Annotated in this window: 15 protein-coding genes; 14 read left to right on the plus strand and 1 reads right to left on the minus strand. The window is 39.6% G+C overall.

The features are described from left to right. Positions 1 to 220 precede the first annotated feature (220 nt). The 10 genes from ACQKMF_RS19805 (at position 221) to ACQKMF_RS19850 (ending at position 8,823) form a co-directional block, all read left to right on the plus strand. Positions 221 to 928: a GntR family transcriptional regulator gene (locus tag ACQKMF_RS19805; protein ID WP_230177894.1), complete on the plus strand. Its 708-nt coding sequence runs from the start codon at positions 221 to 223 to the stop codon at positions 926 to 928. 20 nt (positions 929 to 948) lie between these two features. After that, positions 949 to 2,094, plus strand: coding sequence for an LLM class flavin-dependent oxidoreductase (locus tag ACQKMF_RS19810; protein ID WP_427574587.1), 1,146 nt, complete (start codon positions 949 to 951; stop codon positions 2,092 to 2,094). Next, positions 2,095 to 2,673 carry an amino acid synthesis family protein gene (locus tag ACQKMF_RS19815; protein ID WP_057278565.1) on the plus strand — a complete coding sequence of 193 codons (579 nt, stop codon included), beginning with the start codon at positions 2,095 to 2,097 and terminating at the stop codon, positions 2,671 to 2,673. Further along, complete coding sequence (locus tag ACQKMF_RS19820) at positions 2,673 to 3,485, plus strand: alpha/beta fold hydrolase (protein ID WP_427574589.1); 813 nt, start codon at positions 2,673 to 2,675, stop codon at positions 3,483 to 3,485. Before ACQKMF_RS19815 ends, ACQKMF_RS19820 begins: the two co-directional genes overlap by 1 nt. Beyond that, positions 3,482 to 4,966: an aldehyde dehydrogenase gene (locus ACQKMF_RS19825; RefSeq protein WP_230177892.1), complete on the plus strand. Its 1,485-nt coding sequence runs from the start codon at positions 3,482 to 3,484 to the stop codon at positions 4,964 to 4,966. Before ACQKMF_RS19820 ends, ACQKMF_RS19825 begins: the two co-directional genes overlap by 4 nt. Positions 4,967 to 5,023: 57 nt before the next feature. After that, on the plus strand, positions 5,024 to 5,584 hold the full coding sequence (locus ACQKMF_RS19830; RefSeq protein ID WP_402944534.1) for an NADPH-dependent FMN reductase: 561 nt from the start codon (positions 5,024 to 5,026) through the stop codon (positions 5,582 to 5,584). Between the two features lie 104 nt (positions 5,585 to 5,688). Next, positions 5,689 to 5,994 carry a hypothetical protein gene (locus ACQKMF_RS19835; RefSeq protein WP_101224939.1) on the plus strand — a complete coding sequence of 102 codons (306 nt, stop codon included), beginning with the start codon at positions 5,689 to 5,691 and terminating at the stop codon, positions 5,992 to 5,994. Between the two features lie 37 nt (positions 5,995 to 6,031). Then, the gene (locus ACQKMF_RS19840; RefSeq protein ID WP_402944531.1) at positions 6,032 to 7,474 is read left to right on the plus strand and encodes an aldehyde dehydrogenase family protein; all 1,443 of its coding nucleotides are present in this window, start codon (positions 6,032 to 6,034) and stop codon (positions 7,472 to 7,474) included. A 12-nt stretch (positions 7,475 to 7,486) separates the two neighbouring features. Continuing rightward, a complete protein-coding gene (locus tag ACQKMF_RS19845; protein WP_101224938.1) occupies positions 7,487 to 7,741 on the plus strand; it encodes a YciI family protein in 255 nt (84 codons plus the stop codon). A 629-nt stretch (positions 7,742 to 8,370) separates the two neighbouring features. Beyond that, positions 8,371 to 8,823, plus strand: coding sequence for a helix-turn-helix domain-containing protein (locus tag ACQKMF_RS19850; RefSeq protein ID WP_101224937.1), 453 nt, complete (start codon positions 8,371 to 8,373; stop codon positions 8,821 to 8,823). A 119-nt stretch (positions 8,824 to 8,942) separates the two neighbouring features. Here the strand turns inward: ACQKMF_RS19850 and ACQKMF_RS19855 are convergent, their stop codons facing one another. Continuing rightward, positions 8,943 to 9,299 carry a hydrolase gene (locus ACQKMF_RS19855; RefSeq protein ID WP_402944526.1) on the minus strand — a complete coding sequence of 119 codons (357 nt, stop codon included), beginning with the start codon at positions 9,297 to 9,299 and terminating at the stop codon, positions 8,943 to 8,945. Positions 9,300 to 9,487: 188 nt separating this feature from the next. Here ACQKMF_RS19855 and ACQKMF_RS19860 point away from each other — a divergent pair, with 188 nt between their 5' ends. The 4 genes from ACQKMF_RS19860 (at position 9,488) to qoxA (ending at position 14,154) form a co-directional block, all read left to right on the plus strand. Beyond that, positions 9,488 to 10,177 carry a hypothetical protein gene (locus tag ACQKMF_RS19860; protein WP_402944523.1) on the plus strand — a complete coding sequence of 230 codons (690 nt, stop codon included), beginning with the start codon at positions 9,488 to 9,490 and terminating at the stop codon, positions 10,175 to 10,177. 195 nt (positions 10,178 to 10,372) lie between these two features. After that, a complete protein-coding gene (locus ACQKMF_RS19865; protein ID WP_402944520.1) occupies positions 10,373 to 11,608 on the plus strand; it encodes a S1C family serine protease in 1,236 nt (411 codons plus the stop codon). A 255-nt stretch (positions 11,609 to 11,863) separates the two neighbouring features. Next, positions 11,864 to 12,178 carry a hypothetical protein gene (locus tag ACQKMF_RS19870; RefSeq protein WP_101224934.1) on the plus strand — a complete coding sequence of 105 codons (315 nt, stop codon included), beginning with the start codon at positions 11,864 to 11,866 and terminating at the stop codon, positions 12,176 to 12,178. A 1,046-nt stretch (positions 12,179 to 13,224) separates the two neighbouring features. Then, positions 13,225 to 14,154 (plus strand): cytochrome aa3 quinol oxidase subunit II, encoded by a 930-nt coding sequence (gene qoxA / locus ACQKMF_RS19875; protein WP_101224933.1) that lies wholly within the window; start codon positions 13,225 to 13,227, stop codon positions 14,152 to 14,154. Positions 14,155 to 14,164: the final 10 nt, after the last annotated feature.

A 14,164-nucleotide genomic window follows, 5' to 3' on the forward strand; every position in this document is an offset into this window, starting at 1 on the left:
ATAATTTTTAGGTAACTATCATAAAATATCCGTTCATTCATCTAGTGAATTTCAATAAATCAGATTGATCATTAGACTGAATGATTGGAAATATTAAACTCTAGTTTGAAAATTGTGGAACAACATGTCTTCCAATAAAAAATAAAAATTTTATATTTTTTGAATTGACAGTCTATTTTCCATGACCTATAATTGCACTTATCAAGAGCTTGCATGGTACATGGTACAAACTTTTAAAAAGGAGGGGCTTTTCATTACAGCTATCTTAACGTTGGGGATTACTGCTCAGGTTACGAACGCTATACGCGAATCCATAGTAACTGGAGATTATGAACCAGGACAAAAATTATCGGAAACTGTTTTATCTGAATATTACAAAGTTAGTAGAACCCCTATAAGGGAAGCATTTAAACAGCTAGAAAGAGAAGGGTTAGTCGAGATCATTCCAAGGGTTGGAACATGTGTGACCAAACCAACTGAAAAGGAACTGGATGAGTTATTTACTTTAAAGGAAGTAATGGAAGGGCTCGCAGCGGGGCTGCTTGCAGAAAGCGGGAGTGCTGAAGACATTAATAACCTTAAGCAAGCAGTGTCTGACATGGAGGTTGCTATACAAACCTCGGATAAAAAGCTATATGTCGAGGCTAATGATGTTTTTCATTCAGTCATCCAAGAAGGCGCCAATAACTCTAAATTAAGTTACATGCTAAATTTGCTGCTCAATCAAATACCTTATAGACAGTATGTCTTTTTAACCATTGAAGATCCGAATCGCCGTGAGAGATCACTAAAGGAACATCAGGCGGTCTTGATTGCTATAGAGAAAGGCAATCGGGAGGAAGCGGAGAAGGCCATGCGAGAGCATGTAAAAGCAAGTGGAATGCAACTTAAAATGGACATAGCAAAGAAACTTGGTCAAAAAAAGTGATATGAGGGGGAATGAGTACTATGAAATTTGGAATCTTTGCAAACCTTGCAGGACAGGGAAGACATGATGAATATTATAAAGTGCTGGACGAAGCCCGTGAGCAAGCTATTTATTGTGATGAAAATGGTTATGATTCGATTTGGTATACCGAGCACCACTTTGGTCATGAAGGAAATGAATTGATTTCTAACCCGATCTTAATGGGGGCTGATATTGCTGCACGTACAAAGAACATTCGAATTGGACAAGCTGCGAATGTCGCCACTTTCTGGCATCCGCTGCGTTTGGCGGAAGACATAGCAATGCTTGATCAGTTAAGCAAAGGACGTGTGGAAGTTGGTCTGGCACGTGGATTATACGGACGGGAAGCGGCTAATTTAAACACTTTGGCTGATCCGGCAAATCAAGAACAAAACCGTGCACTGTTTGAGGAAACATTGGAAATTTTAAAAAAGGCTTGGTCAAACCGATTCTTTTCACATCAAGGTGACATCTATCAATTTCCTCCTAAAGGTTTAAAGTGGAGTCACCCTATGAGCCCATCAACACCGGAGTTTATGGATATGGAGAAAGGAGAAATTGATAAGATTTCCCTTATGCCTAGACCTTACCAGCAATCACTTCCTCTGTGGCAGGTAATTGATTCACCGCGTTCTATTGAATTGGCCGCGGAGAACGATATACAAGGAATGTTTTGGATGCCGACCGTCAAAGAATTAAAAGGCCGTTTTGAACTGTACCGTGAAAGGGCTTCCAAATCCAAAGGCTATGAAGTGCCACTTGGTCAGGGTATTGCTTTGGTACGTGATGTATATGTAGCGGAAACGATGGAACAGGCTCGTCAAGATGCGGCAGAAGCAGTATTGAACAATTATCGCTGGATTTGTCACTGGAGAGGACTTAGCAACCTTATGGATCCGGGCGAAACAGTAAAAGAAGGGCAGGAATTGAACTATGAATTCTTACACCCAAGAAATTTATTGTTTGGTACACCTGACTATGTAGCAGATAAAATTCAGGAATTGAAGGAAGAACTGAATTTGGAAACATTACTGCTTTGGGTGAACCATAATGGTTTGCCACATGAAAAAATGATGAAAAGTTTAAAATTGTTCACGGAAGAAGTAATGCCAAGATTCACAAAAACTAAATTGGGGGTAATGTAAATGTTAGATATTCGTAAAGTGTATACAGCTATTGAAGAAACACGTATTGAGGGCGGTAAAAAAGTAGAGAATCCCATCAAGATGATAACAACTATGGCGGTTATCAAAAACCCATGGGCTGGAAGAGGATATGTTGATAATTTAAAACCGGAAATTGATGAATTTGCACCGCAAATTGGCGAACTATTAGTTGCTGAACTATTTAAGCACATTGATTCCGCTGATGACGTCGAAGCATTCGGCAAGGCAGCTGTCGTGGGTGTTGATGGGGAGGTTGAGCATGCATCAGCTTTTATCCACACTTTGAAATTCGGTAACAAATTCAGGGACGCCGTGAAAGGAACGAGTATCTTAAGCTTTACTAATAAGCGTGGTGGCGCTGGATCTGCGGTGCTCATACCGATGGTACATAAGACAGATGAGTCTGAACGCTCTCATTTCATTACATTTGAAGCTTCTATACCTGATGCACCTAGGGCCGATGAGATCGTTGTTGCCATTGGGGCTTCTACAGGAGGACGTCCTCATCCGAGAACAGGAAACAGGCATCAAGATATGGTTGAAATGGGGCTGGTTTAATGCCAACTACATTGCATGGAAAAGATTCGCTTCATTATGAAGAGAAAGGGATGGGGCAATCGCTTATCTTTATTCATGGTGTTGGTCTTGATCTTACGATGTGGAAAAAACAAGTTGAAGATTTGTCGAAACATTTCCGTGTTATCACATATGACATGGTTGGGCACGGAGGATCTGAGCATCCTCCGGGTCCTTATTCCCTTTCACAGTTTGTTGAGCAGTTAGCAGAACTAATGAATCACTTACGGATTGAAGGAAGTCATATTATTGGTTTCTCCATGGGTGGTATGGTCGCTCAGGCATTTGCATTAAAATATCCGGATAAAGTGAAAACGCTAACAATTATGAACGCAGTGGTCAATCGGACGAAAGAACAGAGGAAAGCCGTTTTAAAAAGAGTGGAAGAAGTGAAAATAACGGGCCCTTTGGCAACAATTGAACCGGCCATTAAACGATGGTTTAATATTGAATTCTTGAATTCAAAGGAAGAAACTGTAAGTGAAATTCGGGAAAGACTTCAGACAAACGATGCTGCTTCATATTTAGCGGCCTATACACTTTTTGCAACTGCGGATGAAGATTTGTGGCCGCAGATCCACCAGATTAATATACCGACCCAAATTATAACAGGGGAGCATGATGTAGGTTCAAATCCCGAAATGGCAAGACAAATGCATGAAAAGATTGTGGATTCAGAATTAATGATAGTACCAAATATGAGGCATATGCTGCCGATAGAAGGAGCCAAAATAGTGAACGAAGCTATTAGGTCGTTTATTGAAAGACAAAAGCAAAGGGGTGACTCGATGTGAAAGAGCTGAAAAAATATCAGATGTATATAAACGGGGAATGGATAGAATCATCAAGTGGTGAATATTTCGATAGTTATAACCCTGCAACCGAAGAAGCTTGGTGTCAAGTCGCTAAAGGGAATGCTGAAGATGTAAATCATGCCGTTCAATCTGCGCATAATGCATTCCTGCATTCGGGATGGACCAATATGACATTCACGGAGCGGGGGCGTCTGGTTAGAAAGCTTGGAGAGCTGATTGCTGATCACTCTGAAGAGCTTGCGAAAGTCGAATCACTGGATAATGGGAAATTAATACGCGAAATGCGCGGTCAGGTAAAATATTTACCTGAATTTTTCTATTACTATGCGGGTCTAGCAGATAAAATCCATGGTCAAACCTTACCAATTGATAAAAAAGATATGTTCGCTTTTACATCCAAAGAGCCGCTGGGGGTAGTAGCCGCCATTACTCCTTGGAATTCCCCTCTTTATTTAACAACCTTGAAGCTTGCACCTGCACTTATTGCAGGAAATACCATAGTCATTAAACCTTCGGAAATGACTTCGGCCTCTCTATTGGAATTGGTGAAACTGGTTGAAGAAGCTGGTTTTCCACCTGGAGTAGTCAATGTAGTTACCGGCTTTGGAACTCCTGTAGGCGATACACTCACCTCCCATCCTCTTGTAAGGCGTGTGGCCTTTACGGGAGGTTCAGAATCAGCACGGCATATTGTTCGTAATTCGGCTCAAAATTTTGCGCAGGTATCGCTTGAACTTGGAGGGAAATCACCCAATATCGTGTTTGAGGATGCTAATCCGGATAATGCGGCGATGGGTATCATAGCTGGTATTTTTGGTGCTTCAGGACAAAGTTGTGTGGCAGGTTCGCGTGCATTTTTACATGTTGATATTTACGATGAAGTGATGCAAAAACTCGTAGACAGAGTATCGAAAATCAAGATCGGTGATCCTTTTCAAGATGAAACAGAAATGGGTCCGCTGGCTACGCAGGCCCAATTGGAGCGAGTCGAAAAATACGTGGCTATCGGATTAGATGAAGGTGGTAAACTTGTTTGTGGAGGTAAAAAGCCTGAATATTTAGAAAAAGGTTGGTATTTTGAACCCACGATCTTCGAGCATCACGATAATAATTCCCGTATTACAAAGGAAGAAATATTTGGCCCTGTGTTAAGTGTTATCCCTTTTAAAGATGAAGAAGAGGTTATTCAATTAGCAAACAGTACTGATTACGGATTGGCAGCTGGAATTTGGGTGAGTGATATTGCAAAAGCTCATCGTGTCGCGAAAGCTATACGTGCTGGAATTGTTTGGGTGAATACCTATCGAAGTATTTCACCAATTGCTGCAATCGGTGGATCTGGCCTAAGCGGTTATGGAAGAGAAGGCGGTTATGAAGCGATTCATGAATATATGCAAGATAAAGTTGTTTGGATCAATACATCATCTGAACCGATTCCTGACCCGTTCATAATGAGATAATGGGAATTTTTGGGTATGTGCTTTTATCTAAGAGGTTTAAAAAGGAGGAAAAGTGAAATGAAATTACTGGGGATTTCAGGAACGATAATAGGAAAGAAGACGAAAGTTGTTATTGAAAAGGTTTTAGAGGAAGTTAAGAATAACCATCCTGATATCGAAGTCGAATTGCTTGATTTGAAAAAGTATGATGTTCAATTTTGTGATGGCCGTAATCCGTCAACATACACTGGAGATACGAAAAAAGTAATTGATATCGTTACCTCAGCAGACTTTTACATTATAGGAACCCCAATATTCCAAGGGTCAATTACAGGAGCTCTTAAAAACTTATTTGATTTGATCCCCCCGAAGGATTTCCGTAATAAAGTAATGGGGCTAGTGGCTACCGGTGGAACCTACCAGCATTATTTAGTCATTGAAAATCAGCTGAAACCTATAGCCAGCTATTTCCGTGCATTTGTTGCACCTGGCTCTGTTTATGCTCATAACGACCATTTCAATTCACAAAACGAACTGGTTGATGAGGAAGTTTTGGAACGTATTTCAATGCTGGGTGAAGAAATCGTTTTTATGCAAAAAGCACTGAAAAGTACTAAACCAGAGCATCAATTAAGCTAAAGGGCGGTAGATTTAGGAGATTTAATAAACTCCAGCTGATAAAAAAACGTTTTGGAATTGAGTACATTTCAATTAGCAGAGCTAAGTAGCAAGGAGGGGACAAATTGCTATTAGATGTAGAAGAGATAATAAACTTAACTGATTTATCCTTTATTAAAGTTTGTAATGAACAGTATGGGATTAATAGAGGAGTTTATAATACCATCGATGCCTGGTTTTATAAGCAAGGAATTAGTAACATTCTAGAAAGGCGCAATAGTATATTGTATTTTCTTGAATTTATTAAGCGAAGTTCCGAGAGTGAAAATAATCACTGTAAATTTGGTCACGGTGGCTTAACTACAAAATTAGAAGAGTATTATTTTCCAAGAATGGAATCGACTGTTTCAAAAATTGCCTCTAATCTTTAGATGAAGCACTTACAAAGAGTGAAGGGTGGCTGAGAACATGACAATCATAGATAAAGTAGAAAAAAAACATTTACTAATTAAAGGGGAATGGGTGGAGGCGAAGGAGTATAGTTTGCTTCGTTCTCCTTATTCAGGAGAAGTCATAGCTGAAATCCCCCTGGCCACAGACGAAGAAACCGACCAAGCTATTGAAGCGGCGCAAAAAGCTGCTAAGGTGATGGCAAAAATGCCAGCCCATCAACGTGCGAAAATCCTGGAAACATTGGCCCATCTTCTTGAAGAGCGCGCGGATGAAGCCGCAAAAATCATATCTATTGAATCAGCAAAGCCGGTTACAACCGCTAAGGGCGAGGTGGCGCGAACAATTGAAACCTACAAGTTTGCGGCTGAAGAAGCGAAAAGAATTCATGGAGAAACGCTTTCGCTGGATGCCGCCCAAGGTGGCGAAAACCGACTCGGTTACACTGTACGTGAACCGATTGGAGTGATTGGGGCCATAACACCTTTCAATTTCCCCATGAATCTAGTCGCTCATAAAGTAGGTCCTGCCATCGCCTCAGGTAATACAATTGTATTAAAGCCAGCAAGCCAAACACCTCTATCCTCTCTGTTCCTCGGAGAATTATTACAGGAAGCCGGATTGCCTGCAGGAGCAATAAATGTGGTCACAGGTGGAGGAAGAGTGGTTGGAGACAAGTTGGTCACTGATTCTAGAGTAAGTATGATTACTTTTACCGGCAGCCCAGGAGTCGGGATTGGCATCCGCAACAAAGCCGGATTGAAACGAGTGACGCTGGAGCTGGGATCAAATGCCGCTGTCATTATTGACAGGGGTGTGGATATCGATAAGATCATTTCTCGTTGTGTGACGGGAGCGTTTTCCAATCAGGGACAAGTATGTATTTCTTTGCAAAGAGTTTATGCTCATGAAGAAATCTACGATCGCTTTGTTGAAAAGTTTATAGAAGCTACCAAACTATTAAAATTAGGTGATCCGCTTGATCCAGAAACGGATGTTTCCGCTTTGATTTCCCAAAATGATGTTGAAAGAAGCCTCAATTGGATTGAAGAGGCAAGACAAGGTGGAGCCAAGATTGCAACAGGTGGAATAACGGAAGGCAATATCCTTCATCCGACCGTCATATTGGATGCAGATACTCACACAAAGGTATCTTGTCAAGAAGTGTTCGCCCCAATCGTTTTGATTAACAAGATTCAATCAGTAGAACAAGCAATTGATTTGGTGAATGATTCAATTTATGGCCTGCAGGCAGGGATTTATACGAACGATGTAGGTACAGCACTGGATGCAGCGGAAAATTTACAAGTTGGTGGAGTCATGATCAACGACATTCCGACATTCCGTGTGGATAATATGCCGTACGGTGGAGTGAAGGAAAGTGGAACTGGACGTGAAGGATTAAAATATGCAGTTGAAGAAATGACAGAAATGAAGCTGGTTGTCTGGAACCGAAATTAGGGAGTGGAAAGCATGGCTTATTATGCAGCAATTTTACATATGATTGATGCTGAAAAAAATATAGAAGTTCGTCCACATCATATCGAGTATTTAAACGAACTTGATCGTAGAGGGAAGGTTTTTGCAAGAGGCCCTTTTGCGGATGGCTCAGGCGGCTTGGTTGTTTATATTGCAGACACATTTGAAGAAGCACTCTCTTTAGCGGAAAATGATCCTCACGTTGTACATAAAGTGCGGAGACTCGAATTAAAAGAATGGAACATTTAATAATGAAACGTTATGATTGCGTGTCAATACGATGAATATATACTGGGATCTGGAGACAGTTCCTTCATTAAAGGGAGGTTGCCGAGGCAACCTTTTTTATGTGCAAAGCAACTCGATAACGAAAAGGTAAAGTTATACCAAAGTGAGGAATTATCTTTGATAACTACCAGTTGTTATATTGTGAAAGTATTAGTGGAAAAAGGATCAAAGAGCGAAATAAAAAAATGCTTCGTGTAGTTAAACAGGCAGGAAAAAATGGGTTTAAAAGTCTTGTCTATACAAGGCTTTTTTTGAATTAAGCTGAATTATGTGATGGCAAGATGGCTTATTCAGTTGAAAAATTATAGAATTGAGTAGCTGCTTAACTGGCTAGCTACGACCCCGGAGTCGCTTGCTTTGATGAGGCTTGGCAGACAGTCGGCGAAAAGGGAGCGGATTTCTGAAATCAACTGGAATCTTATAAAATTTTACCCTTCTGCAGCAGTTCCGGAAAATTAATCTGATTCCCTTGATATATCAAGGTTTTCTTCGGTGTCACTCATAAGTTGCATAGTAATGCGCTTATTACTATCTTTACTTTGCATAATTCATCTCACAATACTAGGAGTAGGAAAGGCGATGAACTCATTATGATTTTTAGCGAACGATTAAAAAAAGAACGGGAAAAAAGAAATTGGTCACAAAATGATCTTGCGGAGAAGATTCATGTGAGTCGCCAATCTGTGTCCAAATGGGAAACGGGAAAAAATTATCCTAGTATTGAAGTACTAATTAATTTAAGTGATTTATTTCAAATTACGGTAGATGAATTATTAAGGAGTGACGAGGAATTGAAAGAAAAAATAATAAGGGAAAGTAAGCAGTTAGCATTTCCAAAAAGGAAAATGTTTTTTGATATCGTATTATTAATAGGAGCATTTTTGTTAGTGTCTAAATTAATTATTTTTGGACTTAATAAATTTGCCGGCACAGATATTACCATTTTGAAAAGCATGCCAGTCGTATCGAATTTTTTACCATTAGCTTTGATGGTCATTGGCGGTATTGGTTCAGATTATTTGAAGGATAAATATGTAGATTAAAAGAACTCTGCTTATAAAACTTTATAGTGAATCATAAAATAGAATCTTCTGTTTTCCCTTTTATTGGGGACATGATATTAAAAGAACAGAACCTTTGAATCAGGTTCTGTTCCTATTTCTTATTTGAACTTTTGCACTTCTTCTTTTCCCTCGAATTTGTTATCTTTCAATATGCCGATTTCTTCAATATGGTTTCGTGCCGTTTCATCCCCTAATTTATAAATGAGGGCATAAAGCCTTTTCATGGCTGCATCGTATTTATCATTTGCCCGGTCATGATGATAGAGTAGGTAGGGCACATGTGAACGGGCATATGCTTCCAGGTCATCTGTCCGGTGTTCCTCCAAGCATTGTTTCAATTCTGCAAGTTCCTCATCAGTTGCGTGTACAGTGAAGCTTGGATTCTCTTCAAGTTTTTGTCCGAGTACGTCGCCGCTGACCAAATCGACATGATAGGTCTGTTTTTCCTGCATCATTATGTGATCATCCTTTCAAGCGTTTATCTATTCTGTACCACTATTTGTAAAAATTTAATCATCAATGTAAACATTTCCTTAATGAAAAAGATAGGAAATAGAGGTATCGGATTTCTTATCAAATGGTATAAGATGAATTTACAGAATAATATGGAAAATCAAGGGGTGATATAGTGAAGAGGTCAATCATGGTTATTTTTTTGGTGTTGATTGCTTCAGGCTGCGTAACAAGGAATTATGATTCCAATATGGATTTAGGGAAAAGTCAGTTGAATGAGGAAAATTATTTAGAAGCCCACGAGGCATTTGAATTAGCTTATAAAGAAGCAAATACACCGGAAGCAAGGGAGTTAATGGATCTTTCAGGTTTTCTGGCGAATGGAATGAAGAAATACGACGAACAGGATTTTGATTCGGCCAAAAGAGATTTTGAAGAAGCAACCGCATATAAAGCAAAATACCGGGAAGGTAAACTAATGGTTTCTAAGGCGGTGGAAATGCAACCGGTATCAGACTCCGCCACGATAGAAGCAGTAGAGGGAAATGACGAGGCGGAGCCGGCGGAGGAAGCAACCGTGGACGGAACCAATGGATCCAAAGCAGAAGATGAGGCGGCAACGGATACAATAGGCAAAGAAGAGAGCAAGGCTTCGGTTAGTACATTAAGTAAATCTCAGGCAGAGAAGCTAGTTAAGGATTATGTGGACATGGAAAATTTTCCTGATTTAGATATCGAATATGATCATGATGCCGAAAAGGGAGATTACATTTTTCATGTTTTCGAGGTGGATGAACCTAGTCAGGAAAGTGGCCACAAAACCACTTGGGGCTGGTATGGCGTGAATAAGAAGACTAAAGAAGTTTATGAAGTCTTGTAAGGATAACTGTATGGTCGAATTGAAGGCCCCTGTTGAGGCCTTTTTATTTTGCAGGCGGCAAGATACAGGATTCGATAAAATTTTATAATTTTTGTAAAATGTCGCCCTATTCGTTATTTCTTAAGAATTTTTTAATATTTCCTGTTTATGATTGAGTCAAGTAAAGGATAAAGGACAATCATAGGAGGGATAAAGATGGAAAATTATAATGGTGATGAGCAAGTCAGAGTAAAGGCAGAACGGAAAAAGGGTAAGTCTCTTTGGCTAACTAGCCTTGTTTCCGGAACGGTTGCTGCTATGGTTACATCGTCTGTATTTCTATTTGGCGGGGACTTTATAGGTCAAGGGAATAGTCCAGTGAATGAGTCAACCAAAACGGCAGGTGTACAGCAAACGGAAAGTGTTGAAAAGGATAAGAGTGTCACGGCGGAAAAGTTATCGACAAGTACGGATTCAAATGATAGGGCAGAGATGGTCGAATCAGCATCCAAATCGATAGTCGGGGTCGTGAATTTACAGGAGATGCAAAACCAGTACCCGTACCAGCAGCAAAGCACGGAGAGCGAAACGGTTGAAAGCGGCACCGGCTCAGGGGTCATCTATAAAAAAGCTGATGGGAAAGCCTATATCATCACGAACAATCATGTTATTGAAGGCGCTAAGGAAGTCGAAATTTCATTGTATGATGGACAAAAGGCAACGGCGACGGTTGTCGGGGCTGATGCTTTGACTGATTTAGCGGTTTTGACAATTGATGCCTCGAAAGCACCTGAGGGAATTAAATTCGGGAATTCCGATAGCATGCGTCCAGGAGAAGAAGTATTGGCAATTGGCAACCCACTTGGACTTGATTTTTCACGATCGGTTACACAAGGGATCGTCAGTGCGACCGGACGCTCCATTTCAGTCGATACCTCGGACGGGGAGTGGGAACTTGATGTCCTTCAAACAGATGCAGCGATCAATCCCGGCAATAGCGGGGGTGCATTGATCAACACCGCTGGGGAAGTGATCGGCATAAACAGTTTGAAGATTTCCGAAAACGGTGTGGAAGGCTTAGGGTTTGCCATACCAAGTAATGATGTGATTCCGATTGTTACGGAGCTGATTGAAAATGGAAAAATCACGCGCCCATATTTAGGAGTCAGCTTGGCCAGTATGGAAGAACTGCCGCAATATTACATTCAAAATGTTCCAGAAGCCGTAAAGTCCGGCGTAATGGTGACGAGTATAGAGGCGGGATCGGCTGCGGCGAATGGAGGGCTTAAGCAACAGGATATCATCGTTGAGATTGATGGAACGAAAATAAATACTGCCGCTGCATTAAGGAAGTACTTATATACAGATAAGAAAATCGGAGATAAAGTAAAGATTAAAGTATATCGAGGCACTAAAGAGAAAACGGTAACGATCACCTTGCAAAAACCATAGAATGAGGTAAGGCCCCTGATTATTCAACAGGGGTCTTTTATTGGAGTTTTTTTAATAGTATACAGTGGGCTAATATCGGAAAAATAGATAGTGTATTTGCACTGTTTTGAAGTTTGCTCATATAGTCTTGAATACCTAAAAGTGAATGGTGGCGCCTTCTATTTGTCAAGGTTTTCATCGTGAATATGTTAAAAAATAGAAAAGATTTGACAAATTTGTGAAATGTCATAAAATAGAAAGAAAGGGGATGAAATTATGGAAGCTAATCAGAAGATGTTAGATGCAGTGAAATGGGTATCGGGCACAGGTTGTGTAATCGGAATTATTATTTTTGCTTTAAGTTTCTTTGTAAGCGATTACAATAAGGATTATATATTCACCGCTGTTGGAATCGCCATCACATTAAGCGCAGCTGCCATTTTTCTAGTTGGTATATTTTTTGTCCTGACAGAGGAAATGGTAATGAATACACGTAAAGGCGAAAGAATTGAACCGGAAACGACTAAAATCATAAAAATGAAAACAAAGGCTAAAGCTCCAACAAACAGAAGTACAGAATTCAGTAACTAAAGCGAGGAATATAGCGCAATATACTGTTTTTCTAAACAAAACTAGTTGTTCTGTTACCTAACTTGCAGAATTTGAGTCAACTTGATCACAATTAATGAATGCGCTTTCATTTCATATTATCAGAATCGAATTATCGATTTGTTACATTTTAATTCAATATACTGCCACTCGTCATTGCCAAACACACGATGTGCTTGTACATCCAAACCAACTGCCTGCACGCCAGGAAGTCTCAATTACATTTTAAACAATATCTACGAGAAAAGGACACTTTTAAGAAGTCCTTTTTTTGTGGTTTTTTTTTATGTACTTTTAAATGAAAATTCAAAAGGGAAAGGGATATAGGTATCAATATGGGGTTATTGAGCAGTGGTTTTGCTAAAGGCAGATTTGATAGCAAACCTGAATTACTTACTACGCTTTTGCTACACGGCTGTTTAAAAATACTGACAGGGCATAAGGATTGCAAAAAGAACCCAATTTCATTTCAACTCGTTGTTTCCTTATATATATATAATATTGACCTGTGTTGGTTCATAAGGGTATTGAAGCATGGAGACAACATCGTGTCCCATGTGTCTACCATTTACCAACCTCCTTGGCCGAGTGAAAAAAATCCGGTTTAAATCATGGTATCTAACGATAAATACCTAATTGACAAGATAGGTAATATAATTCATAATCTTTAAGAGTTTTGAGGCAATATACACGGTGACTATAATGTGAAATTTTTATTTCATTATATTAAAGTAATATTAAATGGAAAGAGGATCGGTACTATTTGTAATCCTGCACTGATAAGTGAATTTTCAAAGGCAAGATATGAAACATTTATTATATTTCATTTGCTGAAGATTTTCGAACATTTCAGTTCATTTACCATCTTCTTACTGCTCTTTAATGAACTTTATGTGACAGATGTCACTTTGTATTGTCTTTTTTTAGACTTGGGATTAATATTGGTATGTCGGGGTTTGTGAACATGGTAACACTTTGTCCGAATAATTACCAATTGGAATTTTATTATGTAAGAAAGGGGTAGTACTATGAAAATAAAATGGGCTCTATTAACTATACTTTTTACTATTGCCACTGTGCTAACCGGTTGCGATAACCCATTAATGGTCTTGGACCCTAAAGGGCCAGTAGCTGCAACACAAGCAGATGTTATTATGATTTCGATATGGACAATGGCCTTTGTCGTCCTTGTCGTTATGGTACTGTATATCTTCATGATAATGAAATATCGTGCTTCCAAACAACGTGATGATTATGAACCGCCTCATATTGAAGGAAGTAAGGTTCTTGAAATAATTTGGGTTGCGATCCCAATTCTAATCGTCGCTTTCCTATCCGTTGTTACTGTTAAAACAACAAATGAAGTTGAGGCAACACCTAAAGGATACGGTGATCAAGAACCTTTAATTATTTACGCTTCATCTTCAAACTGGAAGTGGCATTTTAGTTATCCGGAAGAAGATATCGAAACAGTCAACTATCTGTTTTTACCTACTAACCGACCAATTGAATTTAAACTTTACTCATTCGGTCCAATCTCAAGTTTCTGGATTCCGCAACTTGGAGGACAAAAATACGCGATGTCGGACATGGTTAATACGTTGCACTTAGCAGCTGATGTACCAGGAGAGTATATGGGTCGAAATTCAAACTTCAGTGGTTCAGGTTTTGCTCAGCAAACTTTCAACGTTAATGTACTATCCGCAGAGGAATACGATAAGTGGGTAGATGAAATTAAAGCTACTGCTAAACCGATTACTGAGAAAAAATTCAATGAATTATTAAAACCTGGTCATGTGGGACAATCCACTTACACTGGAACTCACTTAGAGTTTTCTCCAGCTCCTGAAGGGGAAAATGCTGGTCATGACCACGGATCTTCTGATACGGAAGAAAATGATTCCAAGGATTCACACGATGAACATTCAGAACACAGCAACATGAATCATGATCACTAAGAATTAATTT

This window comes from Peribacillus sp. NPDC101480, from assembly GCF_050277335.1.
GTDB lineage: Bacteria > Bacillota > Bacilli > Bacillales > DSM-1321 > Peribacillus.